This window comes from Pseudomonas thivervalensis (genome assembly GCF_001269655.1).
Classification (GTDB): domain Bacteria; phylum Pseudomonadota; class Gammaproteobacteria; order Pseudomonadales; family Pseudomonadaceae; genus Aquipseudomonas; species Aquipseudomonas thivervalensis.
The window spans coordinates 1-15,300 of record NZ_LHVE01000007.1; the positions used below are offsets into that span (position 1 = coordinate 1).

The following is a 15,300-nucleotide window of genomic DNA, read 5'->3' on the forward strand; positions in this document are numbered from 1 at the left end:
TCGGGTAACGACACACTGTTCGGTGGCGCGGGCGCGGATCAGTTCATCGGCGGTGCCGGCTCTGACATCGCGGGTTATACCGACAGCAAAGAAGCGGTGACCATCAACCTCAAGACGGGTGTGTATTCCGGGATCGCGGCAGGTGACACCTACACCGGGATCGAGGTGATCAGAGGGTCGAATTTCAACGACACCTTTATTGGTGATGGTAGCGGTATCGATTTTGACGGCGGTGCCGGGGTCGACACGGTCGACTACTCGGGCTCGACTGCCGGGGTAAACGTCAATGTCCGTCTCGGGACGGGAACCGCAGGAACGGGCGGAGATGCCGAAGGCACTATTTTAACGGCTGTCGAAACCGTCATAGGCTCCGCCTTCAATGACGTGCTCTCCGCCGGTCCGTACAGCATCGTCACAGGGGTACGGCTGGAAGGGGGCGCCGGCGACGACATCTACAACATCGGCATGGGGTACACCCCCACCATCATCGAACAGGCCGGTGGCGGCGACGATGAAGTCCGCGTGTCGACGCTCAATCCCAGCGGCACGGTCCTGGCGACCAACGTCGAGCGCCTGACCTACGTCGGCACTGGCGCATTCACCGGTTACGGCAACGACAGCGACAACGTCATTACCGGCGGTTCGGGTAACGACACACTGTTCGGTGGCGCGGGCGCGGATCAGTTCATCGGCGGTGCCGGCTCTGACATCGCGGGTTATACCGACAGCAAAGAAGCGGTGACCATCAACCTCAAGACGGGCGTGCATTCCGGGATCGCTGCAGGTGACACCTACACCGACATCGAGGCGATCAGAGGATCGAATTTCAACGACACCTTTATTGGCGATGGTAGCGGTATCGATTTCGACGGCGGTGCCGGGGTCGACACGGTCGACTACTCGGGCTCGACTGCCGGGGTAAACGTCAATGTCCGTCTCGGGACGGGAACCGCAGGAACGGGCGGAGATGCCGAAGGCACTATTTTAACAGCTGTCGAAACCGTCATAGGCTCCGCCTTCAATGACGTGCTCTCCGCCGGTCCATACAGCATCGTCACAGGGGTACGGCTGGAAGGGGGCGCCGGCGATGACATCTACAACATCGGCATGGGGTACACCCCCACCATCATCGAACAGGCCGGTGGCGGCAACGATGAAGTCCGCGTGTCGACGCTCAATCCCAGCGGCACGGTCCTGGCGGCCAACGTCGAGCGCCTGACCTACGTCGGCACTGGCGCATTCACCGGTTATGGCAACGACAGCGACAACATCATTACCGGCGGTTCGGGTAACGACACACTGTTCGGTGGCGCGGGTGCGGATCAGTTCATCGGCGGTGTTGGCTATGACGTAGCGGGTTATACCGATAGCAAAGAAGCGGTGACCATCAACCTCAAGACGGGTGTGTATTCCGGGATCGCGGCAGGTGACACCTACACCGGGATCGAGGTGATCAGAGGGTCGAATTTCAACGACACCTTTATTGGTGATGGTAGCGGTATCGATTTTGACGGCGGTGCCGGGGTCGACACGGTCGACTACTCGGGCTCGACTGCCGGGGTAAACGTCAATGTCCGTCTCGGGACGGGAACCGCAGGAACGGGCGGAGATGCCGAAGGCACTATTTTAACGGCTGTCGAAACCGTCATAGGCTCCGCCTTCAATGACGTGCTCTCCGCCGGTCCGTACAGCATCGTCACAGGGGTACGGCTGGAAGGGGGCGCCGGCGACGACATCTACAACATCGGCATGGGGTACACCCCCACCATCATCGAACAGGCCGGTGGCGGCGACGATGAAGTCCGCGTGTCGACGCTCAATCCCAGCGGCACGGTCCTGGCGGCCAACGTCGAGCGCTTGACCTACGTCGGCACTGGCGCATTCACCGGTTATGGCAACGACAGCGACAACATCATTACCGGCGGTTCGGGTAACGACACACTGTTCGGTGGCGCGGGTGCGGATCAGTTCATCGGCGGTGCCGGCTCTGACATCGCGGGCTATCTCGACAGCAAAGACGCCATGAGCATCAACCTCAAGACGGGTGTGCATTCCGGGATCGCGGCAGGTGACACCTACACCGGGATCGAGGTGATCAGGGGATCGAATTTCAACGACATTTTCTATGGCGGTAGTTCGTCCATGATGCAGGATGGCGCGGGTGGCGTGGATCTAGTCACTTACGAACAGTCTGACAGCGCGGTGACGATCGACCTGACCAACGGCTCTAACACAGGGGAGACTGCTGGTCATACCTACGCCAACATTGAAATGTTCCAAGGCAGCAATTTTAGCGACACGCTATCGGGCTCTGGTCTGAAGGACATCTTCCTGGGTGGAACCGGGGCAGATGTCATCGATGGGCGCGCAGGTTTAGACAGTGCTTTTTACATTACAAGCACAACAGACGTTTCGATCAACTTGCAGACTCAAATCAATCAAGGTGGCGATGCCGAAGGTGATGTATTGCTCAACATCGAACACGTGTTGGGCAGTCACTTCAACGATGTCCTGGTTGGAAACACGGGTGTCAATTATCTGGAGGGCGGATGGGGCAACGACGTCATCGACGGCGGGGACGGCAATGATTACCTCTACGGTGGGCTGACCTCGTCGATAGGGTCTTTCAAAGTCGCTAGTTCGGCGAATGGGCCGCAGGCAGACATCCTGTATGGCGGCAACGGTAACGACACCATCGTTACGGCTGCCAGCGACGAGGGTACTCAAGCCTACGGTGAGGCCGGAGGTGACGTTATCACTGTGGCACATGGCATGGCTGATGGTGGGGAAGGCAACGACTTGTTGACCGGTACTGGCGTGAACTTTTCACTGTCAGGAGGTCAAGGGGATGACAGGCTGATATTGCAGAACGATGGTTTTGCCAACGGTGGTGAGGGTGACGATACCTATACCATCAATACTCCAACGTTAGTGACGATTCAGGACGACGGCATCAGCAGCGGCGACAAATTGGTTTTGTCATATATCAGCAGCTCTGAACTGTTGGCTGATCGCATCGGTGATGACCTCTATCTGCACCGATCAAGCTTCGCTCCAGGGCAGACACCGGAAGAAGGTGTGCGCCTCAAGGATTGGTATGCAGGTTACGACACCATCGAACAGATCCAGACAGCTGATATGCAGCTCATCACTCTGTCGGGCGTTAACCAATTTGCCAATGATCTGTTTTCCTAAACAGCAGATAGCGTTCTTGCCGAGCAACGAACGACACAAGTAGGCGCCCAAGATACAAAAAGCCCCGCTGCGAAAAGCACCGGGGCTTTTTGTTTTGTCGTTAGGTGGGAGTCTCGCGGCTCCCATTCTCAAACGTACGGTCTATCTATTGTTTCTCGGCTTTTTTTCCAACTTCAACTTCCGATCTAGGCGTAATGACTTTCACAACGTCATCAATCACCGCCTTGCTCATCTCCAACAAAAAGTGCGCAGCCCAGGCGTATCGGTCGGTGCTCTTTTCAAACGCCGCGTCTTCGGCAAGCCGGTGAGCGAGATGCAAAAGATCCGACGCCCGTTCCAATGTCTCTTGGATGCGTACGCCGCCGTTGACACGGAACAGTGCTCGATCAGCGGAATAGTTGAAGGGGGTGTAGCCGATGGTTTTGAGAGTCGTATCTTCGTTCATAGCCTGCCTCCGTTGATGACGAGGTAGTGAGGCCGAGAGTTGAACGAATGATCGAAAAGCGAGTTGCTGTGCATTGTCTAGCTCCTTGACGTCTGGAGCTGCCACTTTCGTTCCAAGCGAATGGGTGGCAGCTGTGCGCAGGTTGGAAACCGGGAGTCAAGGAAACCGGCACGCCCAGAGGCGTCCCACGCACAGCCGCCAAAAACACAAGTTTACAGGCGTAAAACTACCTCTGCACTTATGAGGCGTGCGGTTTCGTGACTCACGGGTTTCCAAGCCCGATCGCTGATTTGCAGCGACGTCTGGAGAGTAGCCATCGAAGGACAAGGGCAACAAGGCGAAAACTCGCCGAAAAGCAAAGTAAGCGCCCCCCCCTACGCAATTCTCGGATTTTGCCTACAAATCTCCCCTGGGGTCATGCGATACGTGGCGAGGGAGCTTGCTCCCGCTGGGCTGCGCAGCAGCCCCTCTTGTGAGCGCTTCGCACTCAAGCGGGAGCAAGCTCCCTCGCCACGGGATTCATTTATTCTCAGGCTGTTGTTTTTCCTTCAAAGGCCCCGTTGTGAGGCTGCGCAACGCCTCGCAATAGCCTTCAGCATGCGCCGACGGATAAGCCCACTGACCGGGCGAATCAAATACCAATACGACGTAAAACTTCGCAACGCATCAGCGTCGAGGCAATGCACCCGCGTTTGCGTGGTGACCCTCGTCAAGCCCGGTCGCAGCAACTGGCAGCTGAAACTGATGACCAGCTTCACATTCCCCGGCTCATTGAATAGCTCGAACGCTTCGTCATCCGCGACAACGACTTGGCCGTAGTCGGCTTTCCACAGTTTGCCGGCGAGCCCGTAGGCGACCTCTACGTCGCCGTTGCGCTGAAGCAACGTGAAATTATCCATGCCAAATGAAGCGCGTTGATCAGTGCCTGGATGCGGAGATCGACCCAGCAGGCGCATGGGGAGTTCGCGAAGCTTGATTGCATACCGAAAAAAACGGTCGTCTTCGGGACGGTGGGCGAGGATTGCCGCCATGGCATGGGAAGGGTCTACGGGGATGTCCACCGTATGCAATTCACTGAACTGATACGTAGGCAGATATGAGTCAATCAGGTGCATCCTTGCTCTCCTTCATAGGTACTCGGTGTGAACCTCAGGGGCGCAACTCCCACAAACTCCAGACCAAAAAAAACCGGCCACCAAGAGCCGGTTTTTTAATCCCTCGCCAAAACAACATACGACGCGGGAGCAGAATTCGATTGGAGCGGGTGAAGGGAATCGAACCCTCGTTATCAGCTTGGGAAGCTGGAGTAATGCCATTATACGACACCCGCTCAGAGCGGCTGACTTTGTACCAGATGTGGGCACGGATTTGAAGTTTTTCTTCACATCGCATGCGGCCAGTCGTCTACGCTAGCCTCAAACCAGAGCGGTCGTTGGCGGGCAAGCCCCTGTGCTGAAGGGGCGGGAAGGGGCTTGCTCGCCAGGACTCGGTTTCAGATGGCCAGTGCATGGTAGCCCTGCACGTAGCTGTAGCGCGGTCGGCTTTCGTGGGGTTCCGGCGTTAGGAAGCCCAGCAAGGCGTTGCGGCTGTCGCGGCAGGCGGCTTTGTGCTCCATGTCCAGGAAGTGCCCGGTGGCTTGCAGCGTGCTGAAGGTGCTGTGCTCGACGTGGTTGGCAAAGAGCCTGGCGTCGGCGGCGGAGGTGTATTCGTCCCATTCGCCGTTCAGGAACAGCACCGGCACGTTGATTTTCTTGGCCGCGTTGACGTAGCACTGCTGGTCGCTGTGGAGCACGTCGGTGATGTGGAAGTGCATCTGCCCGTACTCATGCTCGGCCAGACTGCTGACGTGGCGATAGTTGAAGCGCTTGAACAGCGGCGGCAGATGCTTGCCGATGGTGCTGTTGACCAAGTGACCGACACGGTCGCCGTCCAGGCTGCCGAGGTAATCCACACCACGCTCCAGGTAGTCGCGCATCGGCGCATTGAGCACCGGCGAGAACGAACTGATCACCGCTTTTTCGATGCGTCGTGGCCGCTGGGCCAGGGCGCTCAGAGTGGCGGCGCCGCCCCAGGAAAACGACAACACGTGCTCGGCGGCGAAGTGGTCGATCAGTTCCAGGAGGATCTGCCCTTCGATCTCCTTCGTCAGCATTTTCTCGTGCCGATTGTGGGCCTTGGACTTGCCCGCGTAGGGCTGGTCGTACAGCACGACGTTGAATTGCGGGTAGAGGTTTTTGGCGGTCTGTGCAAACGACGCGGTGGTGGCCATTGAGCCGTTGACCAGGATGATGGTCTTTTGTGCGGCGTCTGCGCGATAGAACTCCGTGTAAACCCGATACTGACCCTGTATATCCAGCACAGCGATTTCTGGCCTCATGTCATAAGACTCCTGGCAAGCGGGTATGCGCGCAATGAGATTGCACGGGCAATGTGACAGGTAGGCATACGCCTGGAAGATAAGGCCCATGTCGATCCATGACAGCCGGTCGACGGGTATTGTTATGGCGGGCAGTTTGCCGGGCGGATAAGGCGGAACCTGAGGGTTCCCGCCGGCAAAAAGTTTCTTAGAGGTATGAGGTGACTCGTCGGTCACATTTCGGCCGACGGTTTGATTCAAGCAGGGGGGCGACCGTTGCGCAAGTCCCTATCGGAAAATTGTTCGACACTTCTGCCCAGCGGTCGTGGGCTCAGATGAGATGGATTTCTTCGGGGCTCAAGGCGCGGTATTGGCCAGGCTCGAGATGGGCGTCCAGCACCAGCGGGCCCATGCGCTCGCGGTGCAGGCGCAGCACCTTGTTGTTGAAGTGGCCGAACATGCGCTTGACCTGGTGGTAGCGCCCTTCAACGATGCTCAAACGCGCCGATTTCTCCCCCAGCAGCGTCAGTTCTGCGGGCTGGGTGGTGAGGTCTTCGAAGGCGAAGTACAGGCCGCGGGCGAAGGTGTCGGCATATTCGTCGGTGATGGTGTGCTCGGTTTCGACGTAGTAGACCTTGGGCAGTTTGGTCTGCGGTTGGGTCAGGCGTCGGGACCAGGTTCCATCATTGGTGATCAGCATCAGCCCGGTGGTGTTGAAATCCAGGCGCCCGGCGATGTGCAGGTCGTCCTTGTCCGGCTCGTCCAGCCAGTCGAGGACGGTGGGGTGTTGTGGATCGCGAGTGGCACTGACACAGCCGGGCGGCTTGTGCAGCATGAAGTAGCGCGCCGGGCGGCCTGTTTGCAGCACTTCGTCGTCGACTTCGACGCGACTGAATTCACGTACCGGTGCATGGGGATCGCTGACGGTCTGGCCGTCGATTCGCACCCGGCGTTCCACCAGCAACAGGCGCACTTGTTGGCGATTGAATCGCGGCAGGTTACTGAGGAAACGGTCGACGCGCATGGGCAGTTCAGGCAGGGCGGTGGAGGGCGGGCATCTTACGCGATTGGCTGGGGCTTGGCGCGCAACTGGGCTTCGACACGGGCGCAGCGTGGGCACAGGCAGGACTGATCCCGCAGCTCGGCCGGCAATGCTTCGAGCACGGCCGGGTCGATGCTCACGCCGTAACACCAGCAGGCCCGGTCGGCGGTTCGTGGGTCGGCCAGGGTGCAGTCGTTGGTGCCGCCGCAGGCTGGGCAAAGGTCGGGTTTATTCATAACTGGAGTGAGGCATTTCCACGCAGGTTCGGTTGCACCCGGTTTGCCGGGCGCGTTGCAGCGCATGATCGGTCCGCGACAGCAGGCTGTGCAAGGTGTCTTCGTCCTGCAAGGTGGTCAGGCCGAGGCTGACGGTGACCTGCAATTGTTTCCCACTGCAGAAATAACGCTGCTTTTCGATGTGCTGACGAATTTTCTCAGCGATTTTCAGACCGGTCTGTCCATCGGTGTCCTTGAGCAGGACGACAAAGGCATCGGTGCTCCAGCGACAGACGATGTCTGAATGCCGCAGGCTTTCGGTCAGGTCGCGGGCGAATCCGCTCAGCAGTTGATCGGTGGCGATATGACCGTGGGTGGTGTCCAGCCGCTTGAAGTCGTCCAGTTCCACCAGCAGCGCCGTCAAGGGTTTGGGCTCGCGCTGGGCTTCATGCAGGGCCTGCACCGCCAGCAGGTCGAAGCCTCGGCGGTTCGGCAGTTCGGTCAGGCCGTCGAGGGTGGCCTGGGCGTCGATGCGCTGCTGGTAGTTGTTGATTAGCCGATAAAGGATGGCCAGGACCGCCAGCGTCACGAGCAGGCCGATCAGCAGGTTCACGTACAGCGTCTTGAGAATGTGTTCGCGTACCGAGACATGGGCTGCGTAATAGCCCAGCAATGTAATGATCAGAAAACCTGTACCGAGCAGCGCCACCACGGCCAGGAGCGGCTTGCGCTGGGAATACAACGGCGAACGGAGCGACATGGCGATTCCCTTGGCGCAGACCCAATGAAATCAGTTTAGTGGCGTTGTGGGAAAAGACAGTCGGATTTGCAGGTTTGATTGTGGCGAGGGGATAAATCCCCTCGCCACAGGGTACTGTTTACTGACGTGTAGCTAGGTAAGCCCGCCATCCGCCCAGGTGACTGATGTCCCGTGCGCCGTCCAGGCCATACGACTCGCAGATGAATCCGCTTTCCCAGCGGCCATCGGCCAGTTGCACCTTGCCCAGTCCCAACGGTGCGGGGATGCCGGTCAGGAACGAGCCCAGTTCACTGCTCGGCAGTTCCCAGACCTCGACCTCGATCGCTACACCGCCTTCGCGGACCCGAACCATGCCGGGACGCAAGGGTGGGCCGCCGGCCAAGGCATGGAGGCGGTAGTCCGGTGAGCTTTGGGTGGACTCGATCAGGCGCGCACCGCGTTGCTTGAGTTGCCAGTTCAGCGCCAGTCCGTCCAGGTGCGCGCCACACACGACCAGCCGCGCCCGGTCGTGGCGCGCCGGGTTCGCTGGCACGAACAAGGCCGTGTCCTCTTGGCGTTGCAAGGCATCGGCCACGCTCAAGAGGTATTGATCGGTGAAGGCTCGACCGAACAGCGTCACGCCCCAAGGCAAGCCGTTGGCCATGAACGCAGTGGGAACAGCGACGGCGGCGTAGTCCAGCAGGTTCATGAAGTTGGTGTAGTAACCCAGCTCGGAGTTACGCAGCACGGGTTCGGCGGCCAGTTCGGCGAGGGTCACCGGACGGCCGATGGTCGGAGTGAGGACGCAATCAAGCGTGTCCATGAGCCTGTCGCATCGGGCTTTGAGCGCTTGCAAACGGTAGCGGGCGCGGAAGGTTTGCACGGCATCCACCGTAGGTGCTTTCGCCAGGACGGCGCGGATGACTGGCAGTACGGCTTCCGGCTCGCGCGCCATCAAGGGGCCGGCAACGCTGTAGCGTTCGGCTACCCAGGGGCCTTCATACAGCAGCCGTGCGGCTTCCAGGAACGGCGACAAGTCCAGTTCCACCGCTTCACCGCCCAGGCGTTCGAGTCGGTCGATGGCGTCCTGAAACAGGTGCGGACCTTCCTGGCAGCCGAAAAACTCCAAGTCCTGTTGGCGCGGTACGCCGAAACGAAAGCGCCGCGGCGCGCCGAACGCGGCGCCGTCGTTCCACTGCGGGTTGTAGCGGCTGTAATCGTCACGAGGGTCTGGCCGGGCCGTCAGCGCCAAGAGCTGGCTGGCTTCCTTCGCCGTCGCCGTGAAGGTGGTGACGCAGTCCAGGGTGCGACAAGCCGGGACCACACCCGCTGTGGAGATCAACCCCAGGGTGGCCTTCAACCCCACCAGGTTGTTGAGCGCCGCGGGCACCCGACCGGAGCCGGCGGTGTCGGTGCCCAAGGCAAAACTCGCCACGCCCAAGGCCACGGCCAGCGACGAGCCAGCGCTCGAACCGCCGGCCGGGTAATCGGCCAGCACGCTGTTACGGCAGGCGCCGTAGGGCGAGCGGGTGCCATTGAGGCCAGTGGCGAATTGGTCGAGGTTGGTCTTGCCCAGGGGGATCGCGCCCAGTGCCAGCAACTGTTCGACAATGGTCGCTGAGCGGTCTGGCACGTAGGCAAACGCCGGACAGGCTGCCGTGGTCGGAATACCGGCCAGGTCGATGTTGTCCTTGATGGCAAACGGTACGCCGTACAAGGGCAGGCTCTCCAGGTCGCGGCTTTCCAACGCGGCCAGGTAGGGTTCCAGTTGCTCGGCCGTCAGCAGGTGGATGAACAGGTGATAGTCCGGGTTCAGCGCCGCGGCTTTTTCCCTTAGTCCCAACAGCAGTTGGCGTGGCGTCAGTTCGCCGCTGCGGTAGGTGGTGCGCAGGTCGTCCAAGCGAAGAGAGAGGTTCATGGTGTTAATCCTTTGATTGAGTTCAGTCACGGTCCAGCACCACGACGCGCTGTCCGGCGCGCACCGCCGAACCGGGCTGGACGCGCACCTCGCGCACGACGCCGGCCGAGGGTGCAAGCAGCGGGATTTCCATTTTCATCGACTCCAGAATGACCAGCACATCACCAGCGGCGACCCGCGCGCCCACGTCGACCTGCACCTGCCAGAGGTTGCCGGCGATGTGGCTGTCGACACTCAGTTGACCGTCAGTCAGCGGCGAATCTTCGCTGGCTGCGATGGCCGGCTCTTCACTGTCGAAATGCGCCTGGCCACTGGCGATCCAACGCTCGCGCTCGGCGTCGAAGGCGCCTTGTTGCTGCTGTCGGAACGCGGCGATGCTGTCGGCTTCCTGCGCGAGGAAATGCTGGTAGTCAGCGAGGTTGAGCTGGCTGTGCTCGATCTTCAGGTCGAAGCGGCCCAGCGGGAATTCGCGGCGGATGTGCAGCAGTTCATCGGCGCTGACCGGGTAGAAGCGGATCTGGTCGAAGAACCGCAACAGCCAGGGCTTGCCGTCGAAGGCGGCGACGTCCCGATACCGATTCCACATCTGCAACGTGCGCCCGACGAACTGATAGCCGCCAGGCCCTTCCATGCCGTACACGCACATATAGGCGCCGCCGATGCCCACCGAGTTTTCCGCGGTCCAGGTCCGGGCCGGGTTGTATTTGGTGGTCACCAGTCGGTGGCGCGGGTCGAGCGGCGTGGCGACCGGCGCGCCGAGGTAGACGTCCCCGAGCCCCATCACCAGATAGCTGGCGTCGAACACCGTGCGTTGTACTTCGTCGAGGTTGGGCAGGTCGTTGATGCGGCGGATGAATTCCAGGTTGCTCGGGCACCAGGGCGCGTCCTTGCGCACCGTGGTCATGTACTTTTCGATAGCCAACTGACAGGCCGGATCATCCCAGGACAGCGGCAAATGGACGATGCGCGAGGGCACTTGCAGGTCCTGCGCGGCGCACACCGTGCCCCATTCACCGACGATGATGTTCAGCAGATCGGCCAGGGGCATTTGCTCGGGTTGATAATGCACTTGCAGCGAGCGAATGCCCGGCGTGAGGTCGATCACGCCGTGCAGTTGTTTTTGTTCCAAGGCCTGCATCAAGGCGTGGGCGCGAAAGCGCAGCACCAGGTTCAGTTCGGGGGCGCCGATTTCCAGCAGCAGGTGGGTGTCGCCGGCCAGGCGAGCAACCAGCCGGGTATCGTCTCGGCCGATATCCAACACCACAGGCGACACCAATATTTGTTTATCACATGAATCTGTGGCGAGCGAGCTTGCTCGCGCTGGGGCGCGCAGCGGCCCCAACTTTTCAGCGGCAGGTATATTGTCTGGCGAGCGCTGCGCACTCGAGCGGGAGCAAGCTCCCTCGCCACCAGGAAAATCCATTGCCAACGCGCGGGCAGTCTTCAAGTCCACCGGCACAAACCGCACCTTGTCCCCCGCCTTGAGCTGCCCCAACTGCCAGAGGTCCGCTTCGATCACCGTCACCGGGCAGACGAAACCGCCCAGGCTCGGGCCGTCGGGGCCGAGGATGACGGGCATGTCGCCGGTGAAATCCACGGCACCGATGGCGTAGGGGTTGTCATGGATGTTGGACGGATGCAGCCCCGCCTCGCCACCGTCGGCGCGGACCCATTCGGGTTTCGGCCCGATCAGTCGGACCCCGGTGCGGCTGGAGTTGAAGTGCACTTCCCAGGCCGTGTCGAAGAAGGTCTGGATGTAGCGCTCGGTGAAATATTCGGGCGCGCCATGGGGACCGTAGATCACGCGGATCTGCCGCACGCTCGGCAGATCCAGCATCGGTGCGCTCGTCGGCGCCAACATCGAGTGCTTGTCCAGCGCCGTCAGGTGCAGCACGTCACCGGTGCACAACGCGCGGCCGCCATGACCACCGAACTGGCCGAGGGTAAAGGTGCTTTTACTGCCCAGGTAATCCGGCACCTGTACGCCGCCTTGCAGGCACAGGTAGCTGCGTGCTCCGGCACCGGAGATGTTGCCGATTGCCAAGGTAGAGCCGGCGTCAATCGACAAAGGGGTGTTCATCGGGACGGCTTCGCCGTCGAGCGTCAGGCCAATCACCGCACCGGTCACCGCCACCCGGGCAGCGCAGTTGAAACGCAGCAGCGGCCCGTTCATGGTGATTTCCAAGGCCGCCGCGCCTTCTTCGTTGCCGAGCAGGCGATTGCCCAGGCGCAGCGAACGGCTGTCCATCGGTCCCGACGGCGGCACTCCCACCGCCCAATAACCGAGGCGGCCGGGATAATCCTGGACGCTGGTCTGGGTGCCGGGGCTGAGCACTTCGACGGTGTTGGCGCGATAGACCAACGTTTCCAGGCAGCGGGTCCAGGGCTGGCCGCTGGCAAACGGCGCGTCGAGGAGAATCTGTTGCAAGTAGTGGCGGTTGGTTTCGACGCCGTACAGCAGGCTGTCGTCCAGTGCCTGGTGCAGGCCCAGGCGCGCCTGTTCGCGGGTCGGCGCCCAGCGAATGACCTTGGCGATCATCGGGTCGAAGTAGGGCGGAATCTGGCAGCCGGCCTCGACCCAGGTATCGATGCGCAGAGCTTTGCCGTCGGCCTGGGGAAATTCCACAGCGGTGAGCAGCCCCGGGCTTGGCTGGAAATCCCGGCCCGGATCTTCGGCATACAGGCGCGCCTGGATCGCGTGCCCCTCGGCTTTCAAACCCCGGCCCAGCTCGCTCAAGGGTGGCAGATCACCGGCCGCCAGTTGCACCATCCAGCGCACCAGGTCCACACCCCACACCTGCTCGGTGACGCCGTGCTCGACTTGCAGGCGAGTGTTCACTTCCAGGAAGTAGAAGCGCCCGGCGTCGCTGTCGAACACGAACTCCACGGTGCCGGCGCTGCGGTAGTTCACGGCCAGGGCCAGTTGGATCGCCGCTGCGCAGAGTGCCTCGGCCATGCCCTCGGGCAAGTTCGGCGCTGGCGTTTCTTCGAGGACTTTCTGGTTGCGCCGTTGCACCGAGCAGTCGCGCACGCCCAGGGCGATCACCTGGCCCAGACCGTCGCCGAAGACCTGTACTTCCAGATGCCGCGCCCGTTCGATGTACTTTTCGATGAACACCCCGGCATCGCTGAAGTTGTTCTGGCCCAGGCGCTTGACCGCTTCGAAGGATTCGCTCAGGTCGGCAGCGCTGCGACACACGCGCATGCCGATGCCGCCGCCACCCGCGGTGCTTTTGAGCATCACCGGATAGCCGAGCTGGGTACCCGCCAATAGGGCGGCGTCGAGGCTGTCGAGCAGTTCGGTGCCTTCGAGCAGCGGTACGCCGTGCTGGCGGGCCAGGTCGCGGGCGGTGTGCTTGAGGCCGAACACGCGCAGTTGCTCGGGCGTCGGGCCGATGAAGGCGATACCGGCGGCTTCGCAGGCTTCGGCGAAGGCGGCGTTCTCCGAAAGGAAACCGTAGCCGGGATGGATTGCGGTCGCGCCGCTGCTTTTGGCGATCGCCAGGAGCTTGTCCACCGCCAGGTAAGTACCGGCCGCCGCCCCTTCGCCCAGGCAGTGAGCTTCATCGGCCTGCTGGATATGCAAGCTGGCGGCGTCGGCCTGGGAATACACCGCGACACCTTCGACCTTCAGTTCGCGCAAGGTGCGCAGGATGCGGCAGGCGATGGCGCCACGGTTGGCGATGAGGATTTTTTCGAACATGGCATTGCCCCCTCAGGCCTGTGTGCTGCCTGAACTGGGATGCGGGCCGTCCCGCAGTTTTCGATGGCCGACGGGGTCGTCCCCGTGAGCGAAATAATCAACCTTACAAACACTGCTGAACCCTGTGGGAGCGGGCTTGCTCGCGAAAGCGCTGTGTCAGTCAACATCAATGTCACTGTCGGACCGCTTTCGCGAGCAAGCCCGCTCCCACATGAGGTTGTAGGTGTTAGTGCTATTTGATGCACTGCCCCGACCGGCTCTGGCACAACGCGAACAGCCAGCGGCGCAGACGCGCGAGTTTCAGTTCCATATCAACAGCTCCGCAGGGGTGGGGTTGTAGGCGTTGCAGGGGTTGTTCAGTTGCGGGCAGTTGGAGATCAGGACGATCACGTCCATTTCCGCCCGCAGGTCGACGTATTTGCCCGGGGCCGAGATCCCGTCCTCAAAGGTCAGGCCACCGTCGGCGGTCACCGGCACGTTCATGAAGAAGTTGATGTTCGGTCCGATGTCGCCCTTGCCCAGCCGACCGTCATGGACGCAGGCCCGCAGGTAGTTGTCGCGGCAGCTGTGCATGTGGCGCTTTTCCAGGGCGTAGCGCACGGTGTTGCTTTCCTGGGCGCAGGCGCCGCCGAGGGTGTCGTGGCGCCCGCAAGTGTCTTCGACGATGGTCAGCATCGGGTGGCCAAGGTTGGAATACAGCACGCTGCCGGTACTCAGGTAGACGCTGTTCTGCCGGCGCAGGGTGCGCTGTACGTCATAGCGTTCCTTGGGGTTGGCCAGGCTGTAGAACAGCGTGTCGACCGCCTGGTTGCCTTCCAGGTCGAGGATGCGCAGGGTCTGGCCGGCCTTGACCTCGGTCAGCCACGGTTCCCCGGCGGGAATCGTGGCGCGGTAGACGGCGGTCTCGGGTTGTTTGTGTGCGGTGGCGATGGCGAGTGACATGGCGACGATCCTCAGGCGAACAGGCGGTCGGTGTTGATGAAGCCGCGCAGGTTTTCCGGGCGCGATTGGCGGCAATGTTCGGCGACGCTGGCGTCGGCGTTCATCCAACTGAGCTTGAGCGGTTGCGGGGCGTATTGCGGGTTCGGGTCCATCGGGTGCTGCAGCGCCGTCAGCACCACCAGGGTGTCCATCGGTGCGTACAGCTCGATGTAGTCGCCGGCTTTGGAATTGCCCTCGACGAAGTGAAAGTGGCCGGTCGCGTCGACGTCGACCCGGCTGAACAGGTTGAGGGTCATCAGCAGGTCGGACAGGCCCAGCCCCCATTTACCCAGTTCCACCAGCAGGTTGTCGGTGCCGTTGCGAAAGAAGCCGTTGCGCAGTTCCTGGTAGCGGCCCTGACCGTATTTTTCAACGACTTCCTCGGCGCAGAGCACACCGCCCAGACTGTCGCTCCAGCCGCAGGTGTCGGCGGTGATCGCCGCCAGTACCCGGCCCATGTCCGAATACAGGCAATGGCCGGCGGTGAGCTTGGCGGTGTGTTGGCATTTGAGGCTGTCGGGCAGGTTCAGGCGTTCGGTTTTCTCGTTGGCGTTGAGCAGCGTCAGGCTCACGTTGGCCCCGCCGCGCAGGTCGGTCAGGCGCAGCAATTGGTCGCGCTTGAGCGCGAAGGAACGGTGGCCGCCACCGGGCAGCAGCTCTTCGGCGAAGGGGGGAAACAGCTGGATCGAATCGGTCATGAAAAAGC

General features: G+C 61.3%; 10 protein-coding genes, 1 tRNA gene and 1 pseudogene. 1 reads left to right on the top strand and 11 read right to left on the bottom strand.

The annotated features are described in order from the left end of the window. A partial coding sequence (locus AD659_RS07870) for a beta strand repeat-containing protein (RefSeq protein ID WP_156330582.1) occupies window positions 1–3,195 on the top strand: 3,195 nt, incomplete at its 5' end. A gap of 145 nt (window positions 3,196–3,340) precedes the next feature. Here the strand turns inward: AD659_RS07870 and AD659_RS07875 are convergent. The 11 genes and pseudogenes from AD659_RS07875 to AD659_RS07925 all read right to left on the bottom strand — a co-directional run bounded on the left by AD659_RS07875 (window position 3,341) and on the right by AD659_RS07925 (window position 15,292). After that, window positions 3,341–3,640: a DUF3077 domain-containing protein gene (locus tag AD659_RS07875; RefSeq protein WP_053119991.1), complete on the bottom strand. Its 300-nt coding sequence runs from the start codon at window positions 3,638–3,640 to the stop codon at window positions 3,341–3,343. Window positions 3,641–4,188: 548 nt separating this feature from the next. Beyond that, on the bottom strand, window positions 4,189–4,755 hold the full coding sequence (locus AD659_RS07880) for a hypothetical protein (RefSeq protein ID WP_053119993.1): 567 nt from the start codon (window positions 4,753–4,755) through the stop codon (window positions 4,189–4,191). Between the two features lie 141 nt (window positions 4,756–4,896). Then, window positions 4,897–4,970: transfer RNA gene (locus AD659_RS07885), tRNA-Gly, on the bottom strand. Between the two features lie 162 nt (window positions 4,971–5,132). Beyond that, complete coding sequence (locus AD659_RS07890; RefSeq protein ID WP_053119995.1) at window positions 5,133–6,017, bottom strand: alpha/beta fold hydrolase; 885 nt, start codon at window positions 6,015–6,017, stop codon at window positions 5,133–5,135. A gap of 310 nt (window positions 6,018–6,327) precedes the next feature. Beyond that, on the bottom strand, window positions 6,328–7,020 hold the full coding sequence (locus AD659_RS07895; RefSeq protein WP_053119997.1) for a pseudouridine synthase: 693 nt from the start codon (window positions 7,018–7,020) through the stop codon (window positions 6,328–6,330). Window positions 7,021–7,055: 35 nt separating this feature from the next. Further along, the gene (locus tag AD659_RS07900; RefSeq protein WP_053120002.1) at window positions 7,056–7,274 is read right to left on the bottom strand and encodes a cysteine-rich CWC family protein; all 219 of its coding nucleotides are present in this window, start codon (window positions 7,272–7,274) and stop codon (window positions 7,056–7,058) included. After that, window positions 7,267–7,884, bottom strand: a pseudogene (locus AD659_RS07905) (GGDEF domain-containing protein); the annotation flags it as partial. The gene AD659_RS07900 and the pseudogene AD659_RS07905, both read right to left, overlap by 8 nt. Before the next feature lie 247 nt (window positions 7,885–8,131). After that, the gene (gene atzF / locus AD659_RS07910; RefSeq protein WP_053120006.1) at window positions 8,132–9,910 is read right to left on the bottom strand and encodes an allophanate hydrolase; all 1,779 of its coding nucleotides are present in this window, start codon (window positions 9,908–9,910) and stop codon (window positions 8,132–8,134) included. Window positions 9,911–9,932: 22 nt separating this feature from the next. After that, window positions 9,933–13,613, bottom strand: a complete 3,681-nt coding sequence (gene uca, locus AD659_RS07915) for an urea carboxylase (protein WP_053120008.1) — start codon at window positions 13,611–13,613, stop codon at window positions 9,933–9,935. 300 nt (window positions 13,614–13,913) lie between these two features. Next, window positions 13,914–14,555: an urea amidolyase associated protein UAAP2 gene (locus AD659_RS07920; protein WP_053120010.1), complete on the bottom strand. Its 642-nt coding sequence runs from the start codon at window positions 14,553–14,555 to the stop codon at window positions 13,914–13,916. An 11-nt stretch (window positions 14,556–14,566) separates the two neighbouring features. Continuing rightward, window positions 14,567–15,292: an urea amidolyase associated protein UAAP1 gene (locus tag AD659_RS07925; RefSeq protein ID WP_053120012.1), complete on the bottom strand. Its 726-nt coding sequence runs from the start codon at window positions 15,290–15,292 to the stop codon at window positions 14,567–14,569. Between the last annotated feature and the right edge of the window lie 8 nt (window positions 15,293–15,300).

Coding starts and splice junctions, on each gene's coding strand:
- AD659_RS07875 (WP_053119991.1), bottom strand. CDS start 3,640: ATGAACGAAGATACGACTCTCAAAACCATCGGCTACACCCCCTTCAAC.
- AD659_RS07880 (WP_053119993.1), bottom strand. CDS start 4,755: ATGCACCTGATTGACTCATATCTGCCTACGTATCAGTTCAGTGAATTG.
- AD659_RS07890 (WP_053119995.1), bottom strand. CDS start 6,017: ATGAGGCCAGAAATCGCTGTGCTGGATATACAGGGTCAGTATCGGGTT.
- AD659_RS07895 (WP_053119997.1), bottom strand. CDS start 7,020: ATGCGCGTCGACCGTTTCCTCAGTAACCTGCCGCGATTCAATCGCCAA.
- AD659_RS07900 (WP_053120002.1), bottom strand. CDS start 7,274: ATGAATAAACCCGACCTTTGCCCAGCCTGCGGCGGCACCAACGACTGC.
- atzF (WP_053120006.1), bottom strand. CDS start 9,910: ATGAACCTCTCTCTTCGCTTGGACGACCTGCGCACCACCTACCGCAGC.
- uca (WP_053120008.1), bottom strand. CDS start 13,613: ATGTTCGAAAAAATCCTCATCGCCAACCGTGGCGCCATCGCCTGCCGC.
- AD659_RS07920 (WP_053120010.1), bottom strand. CDS start 14,555: ATGTCACTCGCCATCGCCACCGCACACAAACAACCCGAGACCGCCGTC.
- AD659_RS07925 (WP_053120012.1), bottom strand. CDS start 15,292: ATGACCGATTCGATCCAGCTGTTTCCCCCCTTCGCCGAAGAGCTGCTG.